The sequence below is a fragment of the Tissierella sp. genome, assembly GCF_031460495.1.
Lineage (GTDB): Bacteria > Bacillota > Clostridia > Tissierellales > Tissierellaceae > JAVKTS01.
In genome coordinates this window covers 178,931-193,009 of sequence record NZ_JAVKTS010000004.1, presented here as the reverse complement: position 1 = coordinate 193,009, position 14,079 = coordinate 178,931, and the positions used below count along the sequence as shown (strand labels likewise).

Annotated in this window: 14 protein-coding genes; all 14 read right to left on the bottom strand. The window is 32.0% G+C overall.

The annotated features are described in order from the left end of the window. Positions 1–108: 108 nt before the first annotated feature. The 14 genes from orr to RIN63_RS11485 all read right to left on the bottom strand — a co-directional run bounded on the left by orr (position 109) and on the right by RIN63_RS11485 (position 13,950). Complete coding sequence (gene orr / locus RIN63_RS11550; RefSeq protein WP_310444884.1) at positions 109–1,173, bottom strand: ornithine racemase Orr; 1,065 nt, start codon at positions 1,171–1,173, stop codon at positions 109–111. Positions 1,174–1,194: 21 nt separating this feature from the next. After that, positions 1,195–2,556, bottom strand: coding sequence for a GlmL-related ornithine degradation protein (locus RIN63_RS11545; protein ID WP_310444883.1), 1,362 nt, complete (start codon positions 2,554–2,556; stop codon positions 1,195–1,197). Continuing rightward, positions 2,546–4,762 carry a D-ornithine 4,5-aminomutase subunit OraE gene (oraE, locus tag RIN63_RS11540; protein ID WP_310444882.1) on the bottom strand — a complete coding sequence of 739 codons (2,217 nt, stop codon included), beginning with the start codon at positions 4,760–4,762 and terminating at the stop codon, positions 2,546–2,548. The genes RIN63_RS11545 and oraE overlap by 11 nt, the downstream gene beginning before the upstream one ends. Continuing rightward, entirely contained in the window at positions 4,762–5,127 is a 366-nt protein-coding gene (locus RIN63_RS11535; protein ID WP_310444881.1) for an ornithine aminomutase subunit alpha, read from the bottom strand. The genes oraE and RIN63_RS11535 overlap by 1 nt, the downstream gene beginning before the upstream one ends. Positions 5,128–5,141: 14 nt before the next feature. Then, entirely contained in the window at positions 5,142–6,560 is a 1,419-nt protein-coding gene (ortB, locus tag RIN63_RS11530; RefSeq protein ID WP_310444880.1) for a 2-amino-4-oxopentanoate thiolase subunit OrtB, read from the bottom strand. Between the two features lie 2 nt (positions 6,561–6,562). After that, positions 6,563–6,868: a 2-amino-4-oxopentanoate thiolase subunit OrtA gene (gene ortA / locus RIN63_RS11525; RefSeq protein ID WP_310444879.1), complete on the bottom strand. Its 306-nt coding sequence runs from the start codon at positions 6,866–6,868 to the stop codon at positions 6,563–6,565. Between the two features lie 159 nt (positions 6,869–7,027). Then, positions 7,028–8,077, bottom strand: coding sequence for a 2,4-diaminopentanoate dehydrogenase (gene ord, locus RIN63_RS11520; protein WP_310444878.1), 1,050 nt, complete (start codon positions 8,075–8,077; stop codon positions 7,028–7,030). A 199-nt stretch (positions 8,078–8,276) separates the two neighbouring features. Further along, positions 8,277–9,689 (bottom strand): sigma 54-interacting transcriptional regulator, encoded by a 1,413-nt coding sequence (locus RIN63_RS11515; protein WP_310444877.1) that lies wholly within the window; start codon positions 9,687–9,689, stop codon positions 8,277–8,279. Positions 9,690–9,704: 15 nt separating this feature from the next. After that, on the bottom strand, positions 9,705–10,442 hold the full coding sequence (gene pgeF / locus RIN63_RS11510) for a peptidoglycan editing factor PgeF (protein ID WP_310444876.1): 738 nt from the start codon (positions 10,440–10,442) through the stop codon (positions 9,705–9,707). Next, positions 10,439–10,915 (bottom strand): transcriptional regulator NrdR, encoded by a 477-nt coding sequence (gene nrdR, locus RIN63_RS11505; protein WP_310444875.1) that lies wholly within the window; start codon positions 10,913–10,915, stop codon positions 10,439–10,441. The genes pgeF and nrdR overlap by 4 nt, the downstream gene beginning before the upstream one ends. Positions 10,916–10,978: 63 nt before the next feature. Next, positions 10,979–11,224: a YlmC/YmxH family sporulation protein gene (locus RIN63_RS11500; RefSeq protein ID WP_310444874.1), complete on the bottom strand. Its 246-nt coding sequence runs from the start codon at positions 11,222–11,224 to the stop codon at positions 10,979–10,981. A gap of 261 nt (positions 11,225–11,485) precedes the next feature. Continuing rightward, complete coding sequence (gene sigG / locus RIN63_RS11495; protein WP_310444873.1) at positions 11,486–12,259, bottom strand: RNA polymerase sporulation sigma factor SigG; 774 nt, start codon at positions 12,257–12,259, stop codon at positions 11,486–11,488. Between the two features lie 97 nt (positions 12,260–12,356). Next, complete coding sequence (gene sigE, locus RIN63_RS11490) at positions 12,357–13,073, bottom strand: RNA polymerase sporulation sigma factor SigE (RefSeq protein WP_310444872.1); 717 nt, start codon at positions 13,071–13,073, stop codon at positions 12,357–12,359. Then, positions 13,063–13,950 (bottom strand): sigma-E processing peptidase SpoIIGA, encoded by an 888-nt coding sequence (locus RIN63_RS11485; RefSeq protein WP_310444871.1) that lies wholly within the window; start codon positions 13,948–13,950, stop codon positions 13,063–13,065. The genes sigE and RIN63_RS11485 overlap by 11 nt, the downstream gene beginning before the upstream one ends. Between the last annotated feature and the right edge of the window lie 129 nt (positions 13,951–14,079).

The window sequence follows — 14,079 nt, the reverse complement described above, 5'->3', positions numbered from 1 at the left end:
TAGATAATTGAATTAGTCAATTTAAAACAAGTTCCATTTTAACACATAAGATTTTAATAAAAAGCCCTGGTGATTCATATCTCCAAAGCTTATTTAGTCTACTCCTAATTATTCAATTATGTCTTTTCCAATATATTGAGAAGTCATGCTTCTTAGTATACCAACATAAGACATCCTAAATTCTATAATATCTCCTACTTTATAATCCATCTCACTATCAGACCCATCTAATATAAGGTGATCTGAACTACCACCAAGGATAATTATTCCTTCGTCTAAGGGATAAAGAGATCCAAATTCAACATCTTGCTTTCCCACAGCACAAAGGATTCTCCTACGAATTCCCCTATCTGTAAATGTGGGTATATTTCCAAAGGCATCTCTACCTATGTTTCCAGTAGGAAGTGAAGGTTTCTCTTTAACCTCAATAATCTGCACTTGAAGTTTAAATGCGTTATTTTTTGTAGCTTCTAATTGCTTGCCATATGCAGATTCAGTCCCAAGAACTAAAGACTCACCTAATCTTAAGTTATTTAATCCACTAATTTTATTATCTTGTAGTAGATGAACGGTACTAGAATTCCCTCCAGAAAGTATCTCTAATTCAATATCAAATCTTTTTTCTATTTGTTTTTCTAAAGTACTTAGTCTCTCTAGAGTTTCTTTGGTTGGTATAATTCCACCATAGCAGGTCAAATTTGTGCCTAGCCCTATGATTTTAACTCCCCTTAACTTAAGAATCTTTTCAATATCTTCAAATAGAGATTCTTCTTTGTAGTATCCTTCTCTCAAATCACCAAGATCTACCATTAAAATAATCTTATGGACTTTGTTTTTTTCCAAGGCTTTTTCTGATAATAATGTAATGGTCTCTACTTCTGAATTAAGAGATATATCTGCATATTCAACTATTTTTTCTACTTCTGATACCATAGGAAGTCTAAGCATTATCTTAGGTATATCTAATTCCTTCAATCTAATTAAATTCTCAATTCTAGAATCTGCTAAATAACTTACTCCACCATCAATATATGCTTTAGCTATTTTTGGATCTCCACAAAATACCTTTGTAACTCCTGCTACTTTTATATCTTGAGTATTGCATAGCCTAACTACAGACTTTACATTATTACGAATAGTTTCTAAATCAATGGTCATCCTAGGATAGCTCATTTCTTTCCCCCCTCAGTATTGTTACTCTTTTAGACTATTTTCTAAAAGCTTTAATGCTAATTCTGGATATCTTTTAGACATTACTCCTAGAGATGCCATAATATAGTGATTATCTATTAATATTTTAGCTTCTGTGTTTGGAAGTAAGTCATTTCCTTTATTTGAAAGTGCAATTTTCTTCAATATCATTTTTCTATTAGGCAGCCTTGTTAGTGCACCACCTGTTCCTATAATATACTTCGTTTGGGTTAAGTCCTTCCCCTCAGCGACGGTCTTCTTACCACCTGGTCCATATAAATGTTTTAGCCCTCCCGCATGCCTTTTAATTGCTATTATAGTTGCATATAAAGTCATTTTTTCTACAAATTGTTTTTCTAAATCTGTTTCTGGAATTGGCTTATGGTGGGAAATTAAATCCTCCAGTTCTTCCATTGAAATGTCAAGTTGCTTAACTAACTCTTCTTTTCCTACAAGATCTACAATGTTTATCATATTAATATAAACTCCAAGATCACCTTCAACAGTTCTCTTAGCCTTAGGCTCTGGGTTTAATAGAATTCTTGATATTTCATCACTATCTTCTGCAACAGAATGAACATCTGTTGTAGCTCCGCCTACATCTATTGTAACTAAATCACCTATTTTATCATATAAAAGATGAGATGCAGCCATTACTGCTCCTGGTGTTGGCATAATAGGCCCAGTTACCATTTCCCTTACATGTTCCATCCCTGGTGCATGGATTATATGTTTCTCAAATACTTCTTGAATTACTTTCCTAGTAGGTTCTACATTTAATTCATCTATTTTAGGATAAACATTATCAACAATATAAAGTTCTGATTGTTTTTCTCTAAATACATCCTTCACATCTTCATGATTTTCTATATTTCCAGCATAGATAACTGGAATACTCAAATTCATTTCTGCAATAAGTTGACAATTGTAAAAGGCTGTATCTCTTTCACCATAATCTACTCCGCCAGCAATCAATATGATATTCGGTTTTATTTCTTCAATCTTTTTTAAATCAGATTTTCTAAGCTTGCCTGCAGTGATGAACTTTATGTTAGCTCCTGCGCCTAATGCAGCCTCTTTAGCCGCTTTAACTGTCATATCATAGACTAATCCATGAACAGTCATCCTTAGACCTCCTGCAGCAGAACTAGTGGCTATAAGCTCATTATACTCGATAAACTCTACGGATAGATACTTTGCTAAGTCTTCAATGGCTCCTTTTAAGCCTATATTAACATCACCTTCTAATACAGATGTAGCAGATTGACCCTGCCCGATAAATTTCGGGCAGGTGCCTAAATCATTGAATGCATTAACTACAGTTGTGGTACTTCCTATTTCAGCAACTAATAGATCAATTTTCATTGCTCATCGCTCTTCTCTTTTCAACTAAGAATGTAGCAACATGTTCTCCTTTTGTACCTCTTCCAAATCCAGCATCCATACCAGATTCTATAGCTAGTTCATTGGATACTTGAGTTCCTCCAGCAATAAGTATGATCTTATCTCTTATTCCTTTTTCTATACATAAATCATTTAATTTTTTCATGTTTTTATAGTGAATATCATCATGTGAAATTATTGTTGATGAAAGTATAGCATCTGCATTAAGTTCAATAGCAGCATCAACTAATTTTTCTACAGATATTGATGTACCTAGGATATGGCATTCAACACCATATTTCTCTATTCCACCATGTTTAATATCTATAATTTCTCTGATTCCAACGGAGTGTTCATCTTCACCAACAGTTGCTGCTACAATCTTCATTGGTTTCTCTTTGATATCTCCTCGTATCTCATCTTCTGTTAATATCTTTGGTTTAGGTGGTATAACTAAATCATTAATATCAATACTAAATGCTACCTTTCCTTTTAATTCAATACGAGTTCCTTCTGAAGCTTGCATTACTTCTTTGTGGATTACTTCTACATCCTCTAAGCCCATTTTCTTTCCTATTTCTATGGCAGCAAATTCTGCTATTCTTTCTTCAGTAGGCAAGAATAATGTAATTAAAATTATTCCATCTCCCATCCATTGTACTTCAGGTTTGATTTTAGATGTATTTGTTAGGTCTTTAACTTCTTCTAGTCTTACATTAACATTGTCATTTTCATCTAACTCATCTATGAATATAATTTTAGAAGGATCTTCAAAGGTTCCTCCGCCGATTAAAGCAGCTGGATTTTCTACTAGACTCTTATCATATTGCTCCACATTGTTATATCCAAAATGTGCAGTTACTGGAGCCAAATAGTCATTATCTCTTTCATATACAGTTCCTTCTCCTACTCCTGCATTAGCTTTTCTTATTATGCCATCACTATTTCTTTCAGGATAATAACCAGAATCAACGAAGAATCCAGCTTCTACTGCATTAAAATATCCACCAGTTTCAATTATTTCTTCCATAAATAGGATAGCTCTTTCTTTTAATTCCCTAACCTTATCAGCTAATTCACCTTTATCTCTTTTGATTTCAACCATTGTTCCAAGTCCATCCATACCTGAGAAAGCTTGTTTTGCTGTATCTACTGCCTCAATGTTATATATATGCCACGGTACATTTCTTCCTTCATCAGGAGTAATTGTAGATTGAATATCCGCTCTAGTCAGTTGTGAAATCAACAGATTCAATACATGAGTAACAGTGGCTTCCCTGGCTGAAGATTCCATGTACTTAGTATTTTGTTGTGCTCTCATTTTATAGTCTTTAAATAATTCTCTTAAAGCTACAGCATAAGGTAAATCCAATCTCATACAAGGAGCTGGTGGTGCTGTTGGTGGTACAGTTGAAAGACAAATATTCTCTTTCTTCATTCCAACTTTTACAGAAAACATGGAATTTATCGCATGTTGCACCATAAGCTCAGGCATTACTTTCCAAGCTTCTCTTGCAGTTGCATTAGCATTGTGAGCACCATCTATTTGAGCAATATCTGCCCATGCCATAACACTCTTTGCTTCTGCTGCATCAACAAAGGATCTAACCATATTAATATTTCTATAAAGAACATTATATTGAGGATCTTGGTGAGCTCCATTTACACCTTCCTCTGCAAACATAACTGCAATTTCTGGACCAGCTACACCTGATACATAGGAATGGTAATTAATTGGTCTACCAACTTCATCTTCTATAAAATCTAGGGCTTTTCTTTGAGCTCTAACTTGTTTTCTTGTGATAGGAATCCCACCTACTCCTTGTGGAGTTCCTTCAATTAGACTTTCAAAATGAGATTGCCCTGCAGTCCTAATAACCATTATATGATCTGCACCATGCCAAGCAGCCATTCTCATACGTCTTATATCATCTTCAAATCTACCTGAAGCAATTTCAGTAGTAATTACTGGCTGTGGTTGTGGATCTATGTTGTCAAAATATTTAGCTGCAGGTAGTGGTTGACTTTTCTCAAGTGGTTCTGACATATCATAATATTCAAATTTACCAATTTGTCTATTTTCTCCTACTCCCTCTCTCCAGTGCCAACCTCTTCTTCTTGGTCTATATTTATCTAAATCTTCTAAAATTAATTTAATATCCAATTTTTCATTTGGTTTTAATTCCATTAGTTGGCACCTCCTTTAAATAAAGTTGCAACATCATCCCACATTTGTCCTTCACCTAATTTTAGTCCTGCTTCCCTTATTGTCATATTCTTTTCTTTAGCCAGTTTATAGACTATATGCCCTGCACCTTTACCTATTATCCCTCTGTCAATGGCACCATCTACTATGGATTTAGCTTCTACACTTGAGAAACCCATTCTTAACAATACTGATCTTTCAATAGATGGAGATGTATTCTTTCTAGCCAACTCTACTATTGGATTAACTACTTTTTCAGCTAATTCCCAAAACTTGTTTTCCAATTCTTCTTCTGATAAATTAGCTAAATGCTTTCTTCTATCTTGAAAATCATCTTCTCGACTCATTCTCCAACCTCCTATTAATAGCTTACACCTAATTCATTTAATGTTTCTTTCACAAATTCCATATTAGATTTAGTCTCTTCAACTAAAAACTCCAAATCTTCTTTTGTTACCTTAGTAGCATGTATATGATTAATAGCATTTCTTATTAATGATTTTCTGTTCTTATTCATATCTAATTCTTCTATCTTAATGTAGGATGGATCCTTTGGAAGTATTATATTCTCTCCTGGTACTTCTTCTGATGGGTCACCTATTAATATTTTTATACCATTTTCCCTAGCAAAAGTAAGTTGAGGATTGATATGTTTTCCTGCTCCAGTATATTCAGTTTCCTGTACTACAATTATTTGATCTTCATCCATTTCTTGAGCCAGTTTAAAAGCTGCAGTTAAAGCAGTATTTCCTGCTGGTCCTCTTTCAAGTCCTTCTATTTGAGCTAGAAGTTCTGTCATATAAAATACTGAACCTTGATTCATAGTTACATATCTATCTATATATCTAATTGGTCTAGCAGCTGATCTAGGTACATCAGATCTATCTGGCCAAGTAGCATATGGTATTCCAAATCCAGTGTGTCCTGTTGTAAATGATTTTTTGTTAAATTGAGTATCTGATGCCATGTGAAGTCCTTGTAAACTAACACTTGCACCTACAATTTGAGTATGTGTTGCTCCAGCCTTAATTAATCCTCTAGCAGTACCGGTTAAGTTTCCTCCACCTGCATTTGTAATAACTACTACATCTGGATCCTTTCCTTCTCTTTCTCTAAATTCCATAGATAATTCATATCCAAGAGTCTCAACTCCGGCTATACCAAATGGGGAATATAAAGAAGCATTAAAATAACCGGTTTCTTCTAACAATACCAAAAAAGTGTAGAATAGCTCTGGTCCTACTGATAATTGAACTACTTCTGCACCATAAGCTTCACAAGCTCTAGCTTTTTCGATTATCTCTGGTTGACCTACTCCCCTAGAATCATAACATTCTTGAACTATAATACATTTCAAACCTTGCATTGCTGCTTGAGATGCTACTGCAGATCCATAGTTACCTGATGTAGCAGCTATGACACCTTTATAGCCTAACTTTTTCGCATGATAGCATGCTGTGGCTGCTCTTCTTGCTTTGAAGCTTCCTGAAGGATTGCTTGCTTCATCTTTAACAAATATTCTTGCACCTTTTCCTTTTGGCGCAAATTTCCTTGCTAATTCAGTTAAATTTCTTAACTCAAGTACAGGTGTATTACCAACTCCTGTTTTCCCTTGAATTTCTTCAATTTCATTTAGACTATATCCAGTCTCTCTCATCATCTTTTCATAATCAAAGGCTACGCTACCTGATTCAAATAATTCATAATCTATGCCTACTGCTTCTTTCATTATCTCTGGTCTTCTAGCCATAACTGCATCATAACTCATATCTCTAGTCATTATTATTCACCATCCTTTGCTAATAATTCTCTTGCTTGACGACCTATATATAAAAGTTCCGGAACAAATTTTCCAAAGTCATGTTTATAATATGGATTAACTTCTAATAAATTACCTTCTACTGTTCTTCCAATATAAGTTTCTATCTTTACCTTATCACCAATATTTGCACTTTCGTCTAGCAAAAATCCTTTTACCCACATTTCTAGAGGTACATTTTGTGTATCCTCTGGAATACTTGTAGATCTTTGTCCGACTTCCAATACTACATTACGAATTCTTACCCAATCTCCACGTTTTGCATCCATTTATATCCCTCCATTTAAATTCAGTGAATGGTGAATAGTGAATAACTAATATTTAAAAAACAAGATTCTTTACTGCATTCAGAATTACAACACTATGCTTATCCAAAAGCTTTACCTAAAATTATTCACTATTCACTTTTAGTTATTCACTATCTTTTATTAGTCTTCTATAAGGTCTCTCATATCTCCCATGATTGCTCTTGGCACCGGTAGGTCTATCATAGTCTTTAGGCCTGGTCTTGCGTTGATTACATTTGGAATCATGTTAACAGTCATAGCTATAGTTCCAATACCACCAGGGATTTCAGGCGTTATTTTCATATTAACATTTGGTGTTCCTGTTATAGTTATATAATCACCAGTTGTACCGCCTTCTAATTGTGGCTCTACTTGTTGTGGATGAAGCATTTCAATTTTTAATTCTCCGTCTACATAACCGAATCCCTTCATATTACATCCTGCTACATCCCCAGCTTGTACTTCAGCATATGGAGCTTTTCTATATACAGATGAAACTATAGGTGCTCTATCTAATTTAATTTCATCGCTTAATTTCCATCCTAAAGCGTCTGATATCATAGTAATAGACTCTGGGAATCCTACATGGCCATCCAAGTTATTTTCTGCTACTCTTTTGTTAAATTCATCTACAGTGATACCTACTCCTTGACCATGCATTACTGCTGGACCAAATGGAGAAAGGTTATTGATTCTTTCAGCTTTAATCTTTTCTACATCTATACATGCTCCAGTAAGTGTAATTACTAGTAAATCCATTATTAATCCTGGGTTGATTCCTGTACCCAATACAGTAACTCCGTTTTCCTTTGCTATTCTATCTAATTTTTTAGATAGCTCTGGTTGTTGAGCTTGTGGATATGCCATTTCTTCTGCAGTTGATACTACATTGATTTTTCTTGTTAGGCAATACTCCATCTTATCAAAGGACTCTTTTGTAAAAGAATCAGTAGCTATTACTACAATATCTGCAGCGCCTTCCTTTATTACATCTTCATAAGAACCTGTAAGTAAATCTTCTCTCTCTCCTCTTTCCATATCTAAGAAATCATACATGGATTTTCCTATTTTATCTCCTCTTACAACTGCTCCTACTACATCTACACCCTTTTTGTTTAAGAGCATCTCTGCTATACCTTTGCCCATGGATCCTAATCCCCATACTATTACTCTTACATTATCTTTTCTCATCTATATTCCTCCTTAAACTAATTTCAGTTATTATATATGCAATATCTTTGCCAACTAACTAACATATTATTTAATAAATGTCAAACCTAGTCTTTATAAGGATTACAAGACAATAACAATAGTCAAATTTACATATTAAATGAAAGCTTTACATAAATATATGCAATAAATTTTGCATCCAGCTGCAAATTTTATTGCATTAAATGTTATATTTTTTTAATTTATGTTGCAATGTTTGTCTTTTTATTCCCAATTCTTCAGCTGTTTTAGATATATTGTTTTGATTTTTTTTTAAGGAATTAAGTATTAAATCCTTCTCCATAGTTTCTAAAATTACAGGTAGAGGTTCTTTTACCTCTTTAAATATTGTCGCATTACTAAGAGGCTTATCCTGTACAATATGTATCGAAGAAAGAAAGTCTTCATTTTCTAGAATATTATTTTCTACATCTACTATATTCATAGCTCCTTCAATTACATTTTCCAATTCCCTAACATTTCCTGGCCATGGATACTCCATAAATGAATTAAGTACACTATCAGATATTCCAACTGCTTTTTTCCCAAGTATTTGATTATATTTATTAATAAAATGTGTGGTTAGTATAGGAATATCATCTTTTCTCTCTTTTAAGGATGGTATAGGTATGAAAATTACATTTAATCTATAATATAAATCTTTTCTAATGGTTCCATTTTTTATGCTATCTAGTGGATTTTCATTGGTTGTAGCAATTATTCTAACATCAACAGGTATGTCCTTTATTCCTCCAACACGCCTTATATATCCCTCTTGTAATACCCTAAGAAGTTTTGCTTGTAAAGGTAAGGACATTGAATTAATTTCATCTAACATTAATGTTCCACCATTAGCCTGTTCAAATATTCCCTCTCTTTCAATGGCTCCTGTAAAACCACCTTTATCTGTGCCAAATAATATTCCCTCAAGTAAAGCTTCTGGGATTGCTGCACAATTTTGTGCAATAAATGGTTTACTAGCTCTTATTCCTCCATAATGAATGCTTTGAGCAAATATCTCTTTTCCTGTTCCCGTATCCCCATATATAAGAACAGAAGATGCAGATTTTGTAGCTTTCTCTGCAACTTTCTTAGCTAGTATTAAGCTTTGGTTTTCTCCTACAATATCTTCAAATTTATACCTTCTAATCTTATTTTTAATACTATTTCTATCTGATTTAGTTGATTTTAATTCATTTTGTAAATCTATTAATTGATCAGATAAATTCTTAATATGTGTGATATTGTTTGCAATTTCTAAAGCTCCCACTATGCTTTCATTAGCATAAAGGGGTATAGTGGAGTTTATTGTAGTTATCCTCTTCCCTTTAAAATTAAGATAAGATTGAGTACTATTTAATATAGATTCTCCTGTATGAAGTACTTTGATTAGTGTTGATGTGTCTTCATTTAGGGTAGGAAAATTATCTAAAATATCCTTATATAATACTTGATTAACTTCTAATCCTTCTAATGAAGCCATTACATTGTTATAGAATATAGTCTTTCTATTATCATCAATAACATGTATACCTATGTCAGCGTGATGCAAAATATTTTGCACTAGTATTTTATTTATATCTACTTTACTCATATTATCATCCCTAGTTTATTGATTTAACATTATAGCGGCTATCATTCTACTTTTAATACCCTTTTCTTTCCTATAAGAGTATAAAGTATTTACATTGCAAGATGTACAAAAGTCACTGTAAATAATGTTAGTTTCTTTAACACCCAAATTAATTAGATTTATTTTATTTATCTTCCAAAGATCCAAATAGATTTTATTATCTTTATTTATTATTATATCTAATTCTTTTGGGTACTTCTCTCTAAAAAGAGCTTCTACATCATATCCAATTTCATAGCAACAAACTCCAATAGATGGACCTATGGCTACTATTATATTCTCTGGACTAGAATTAAACTGTTCGATCATACTATTTATTATGACATTACTGATGTTGTTTAAAGTACCTTTCCATCCTGCATGAGCTAGTCCTATTACTTCATTGACTTTATCATAGTAAAAAATTGGTACACAATCTGCGTGGCTAGTACAAAGAGCGATGCCTTTTTTATTTGTTATAAGGCCATCTTTCTCCTCAATAGATACAGATTTATTATTTTCATCTCTAATAACCATTACTTCTGTTCCATGAACTTGCCTTACTCTATAAATATCATCTTCAGGAATATTAAATATTGTGCTTAATTGCTTATATAGATTATTCTGTTCCCAACCAATTCTTGTTGAAAAAAGATGATTTATATTATTATCTAAGTTAAATCCTTCTATTTCATAGTATAAGATATCATCTTTATATTTTCTTAATAAACTCATATTTTCTTCCTTTCTTCATTGGTTTCACCTAATATCTTCTTCAGCTCTTCCATAAATGAATTTAAATCCTTAAAATGTCTATAGACTGATGCGAATCTTACATAGGCTACTTCATCAATATCCTTTAATCTATCCATTATCATCTCTCCAATTTCTTCAGATGTTACTTCTTTTTCTAAGGAGTTTGATAGGTTTTTTTCAATTTCATCTACTGCTTTTTCAATGGTGCTAATTGACACTGGTCTTTTTTCACAAGCCTTTATTATTCCATTTAACAACTTATTCCTGTTATATACTTGTCTATTTCCATCTTTTTTCACCACAATTAAGGGGATCTCTTCGATCTTTTCATATGTTGTAAATCTTTTATTACATTTTATGCATTCTCGTCTACGTCTAATTGCTTGTCCCTCATCAGTAGGTCTTGAGTCCAATACTCTTGATTCAAAATATGAACAAAATGGACATTTCATCTTTTTCACCTCACCATATAATTCTACACATTCATTATATTATAACGGATTTAAAATGTCTAACTAGATATTTTCAGTGATGTAGTCAATTAATATAGTGTCTCTACCTATTTTTACTATTTTATTCCATGGAATGACTGTATCTAGAGACTTCCCAAAAATTCCTAGGACTTTACCTGTACCTAATAGTACTATTGCTTCAATCTGACCCTTTTCAATATTTAACTCAAAATCATAAACATATCCCATTCTTTCTCCATTATTTATGTTAATTAGTTCCTTCTCTCTTATATCTGATATTTTTAACATAACTCCACCTCCTAATATATATTTCATCTTTATTATGTATATAGCATAGTATGGTGAAATTATTACTACAATTTAAGGGAAGTTAAGAAATTTAATAAAATCAATTTAAAGCATGAGATTGTGAAGTACTATGGTACAAAAATAGATTTGCAAGCTGACTATTACTAATGCTTGCAAATCTATTAATTATCTCATTAGTCAAATACTTTAAAAACCCTTTAGTTGAAGCTCTTATTTATATAAATTGATTAAATTACCCTTCTAAACATATTTTCTCATTTGCCTTAATGCATTTTTTTCAAGTCTAGATACTTGAGCCTGAGAAATACCTATCTCGCTGGCTACTTCCATTTGCGTCTTACCTTCATAAAATCTCAAATTTAATATTTGTTTCTCTCTAGTATTTAATTTTGCCATTGCTTCTCTAAGGGCAATCTCCCTCAGCCATATTTCATCCTCAGCTTTTTCATCTTTTACTTGATCAACTACAAATATTGCATCTCCACTATCGTGAAATATAGGCTCAAATAAAGAAATTGGTTCTTGAATTGCCTCAAGAGCAAATACTACATCTTCTTTTGGTAAATGCAATTCTTCTGCTATTTCATATATAGTTGGCTCCTTAGAATTTCTATAGATTAGCTGCTCTCTAGCATGTAAGGCCTTGTAAGCAATATCTCTAAGTGATCTTGAAACTCTAATGGAATTATTATCTCTCAAATATCTTCTTATCTCACCTATGATCATTGGAACAGCATAAGTTGAGAAACGAACATTCTGACTTAAATCAAAATTGTCTATGGCTTTGATTAGACCAATACATCCTACCTGAAATAAATCATCAACATGTTCTCCTCTCCTATTGAATCTTTGGATAATACTAAGTACTAGTCTCAAGTTTCCTTGAATGAACTCCTCTCTTGCCTTCAAATCTCCTGCTTTTATCTTAATAAATAATTTCTGCATTTGGTCATTGGTTAATACTGGAAGCTTTGAAGTATTGACTCCGCATATCTCTACTTTCGATACATGCATCTATTTTCATCCTTTCATGCTGTATTGCCCCTTTCGTATAAAATTATTGCCTCTATTAATATTTTTATTCAGAAAAAACAAAAAGTAGATTTCCAATTTACATCAATTTTACCATTTCTTTCTTTAGTCTTTTAATTATCCTTTTTTCCAATCTTGATATGTAGGACTGAGAGATACCCAGTAAGTCTGCAACTTCTTTTTGAGTCTTTTCATTGCCATTTTGAAGTCCAAATCTTAATTCTATTATGGTCTTTTCTCTGCCTGATAACTTATCTATAGCCTGCTTTAACAAAGTCTTATCTACTTCAGATTCTATATCTTTAAATATAATATCACCATCAGTACCAAGGATGTCTGACAATAACAATTCGTTCCCATCCCAATCAATATTTAAGGGCTCATCAAAAGATATTTCAGATTTCATTTTGCTAGTTCGCCTTAGATACATCAATATTTCATTTTCTATACACTTAGATGCATAGGTAGCTAATTTAATGTTTTTATCTGGATCAAATGTATTAACTGCTTTAATCAGCCCAATAGTGCCTATGGAAATAAGATCTTCTATTGAAATTCTTGTATTTTCAAATTTTCTCGCTATGTAAACTACAAGTCTTAAGTTTCTTTCTATGAGAACTGTCCTTACACTTTCATCTTTCCTTAACAAGGACAAATAATATGCTTCTTCATCTGGTTTTAATGGAGGTGGCAAAACTTCTCCACTGCCTATATAGTGAACTCCTCTTATTAGATTTAACTTGTTTAAGATTTTATATATGAATATTTGAAATTTCACCCTAACTTTAATTAACATATGAATTCCCCCTATTTAATATCTCTAAGTTCAATAACCCTTTATATTGATCATCTGTAGAAAGTTTTGTATTAGATATCCCAATTATTAAGTGATCAGATGTGAACACAGAGCCATTGTCTAATATTTCAATATAGCTTGGTTTGAAACCTATTAGAAATCTATCCTTAGATCCTACTGACTTAAATGGTATAAGTTTAATCATCATTTCATCTTTTATGCTTTCCATTACATCTACTAGGGCTGTAAAATCATTATCTCTATTATTATCAAATATTTGCCTTAGTTTTTGTGGCAATATATTTTTAATCGCTGTGTATTCTACAACTAGAACTGGAAATTTTGAAATAGGTTCTATTAAAGAATTTCCTGTGTCTATTAGTGAAATAAAGTTTGACGTGTTTTGATTAAAGCAAACAGTAACCTCCAAGAGTTTTTTTTCCTTAGATAGCTTTTCATGATAGTAACATAATATATTTCTTATCATTATCCCCCCTAATAATATCCCTAACAACACATATCTTATAGGAAATCCTAAATTAATATTAGGCCTTATTAGAATATTCTTGTAATTATTAGTGAAATAGTACATCCCTATACTTGCTCCTGCAAATAGAAATGAAATAATATAAAATCCAGATAATTGCTTTAAAAACAAAGATAAGGACTTTGAATTAAAGGCCAATTTTACTATTAAAATGGATATAATAATTTTCATAAAAAAATTAGTAAGAAACATTAGTGAAGGAAAAAATATGATAAAAGAATATAGTGCTGATATTATAGCAGTAATAAATATTCTAAATTTACCCACTTTAGTTCGAGTAATTATCTTTGTACTTTGTAGTATAATAAAATTAATAATGAAATTTTCCATGAAAAGATATTCTCCAATTATGTACAGAGGAATCCCTCCCTTGATTTTCTAGGCATTTATACTATTCTTTAATATATATTATAGGACATAAAACATAAATATTTTGTCATTTTATAAGCAATAAAAAAA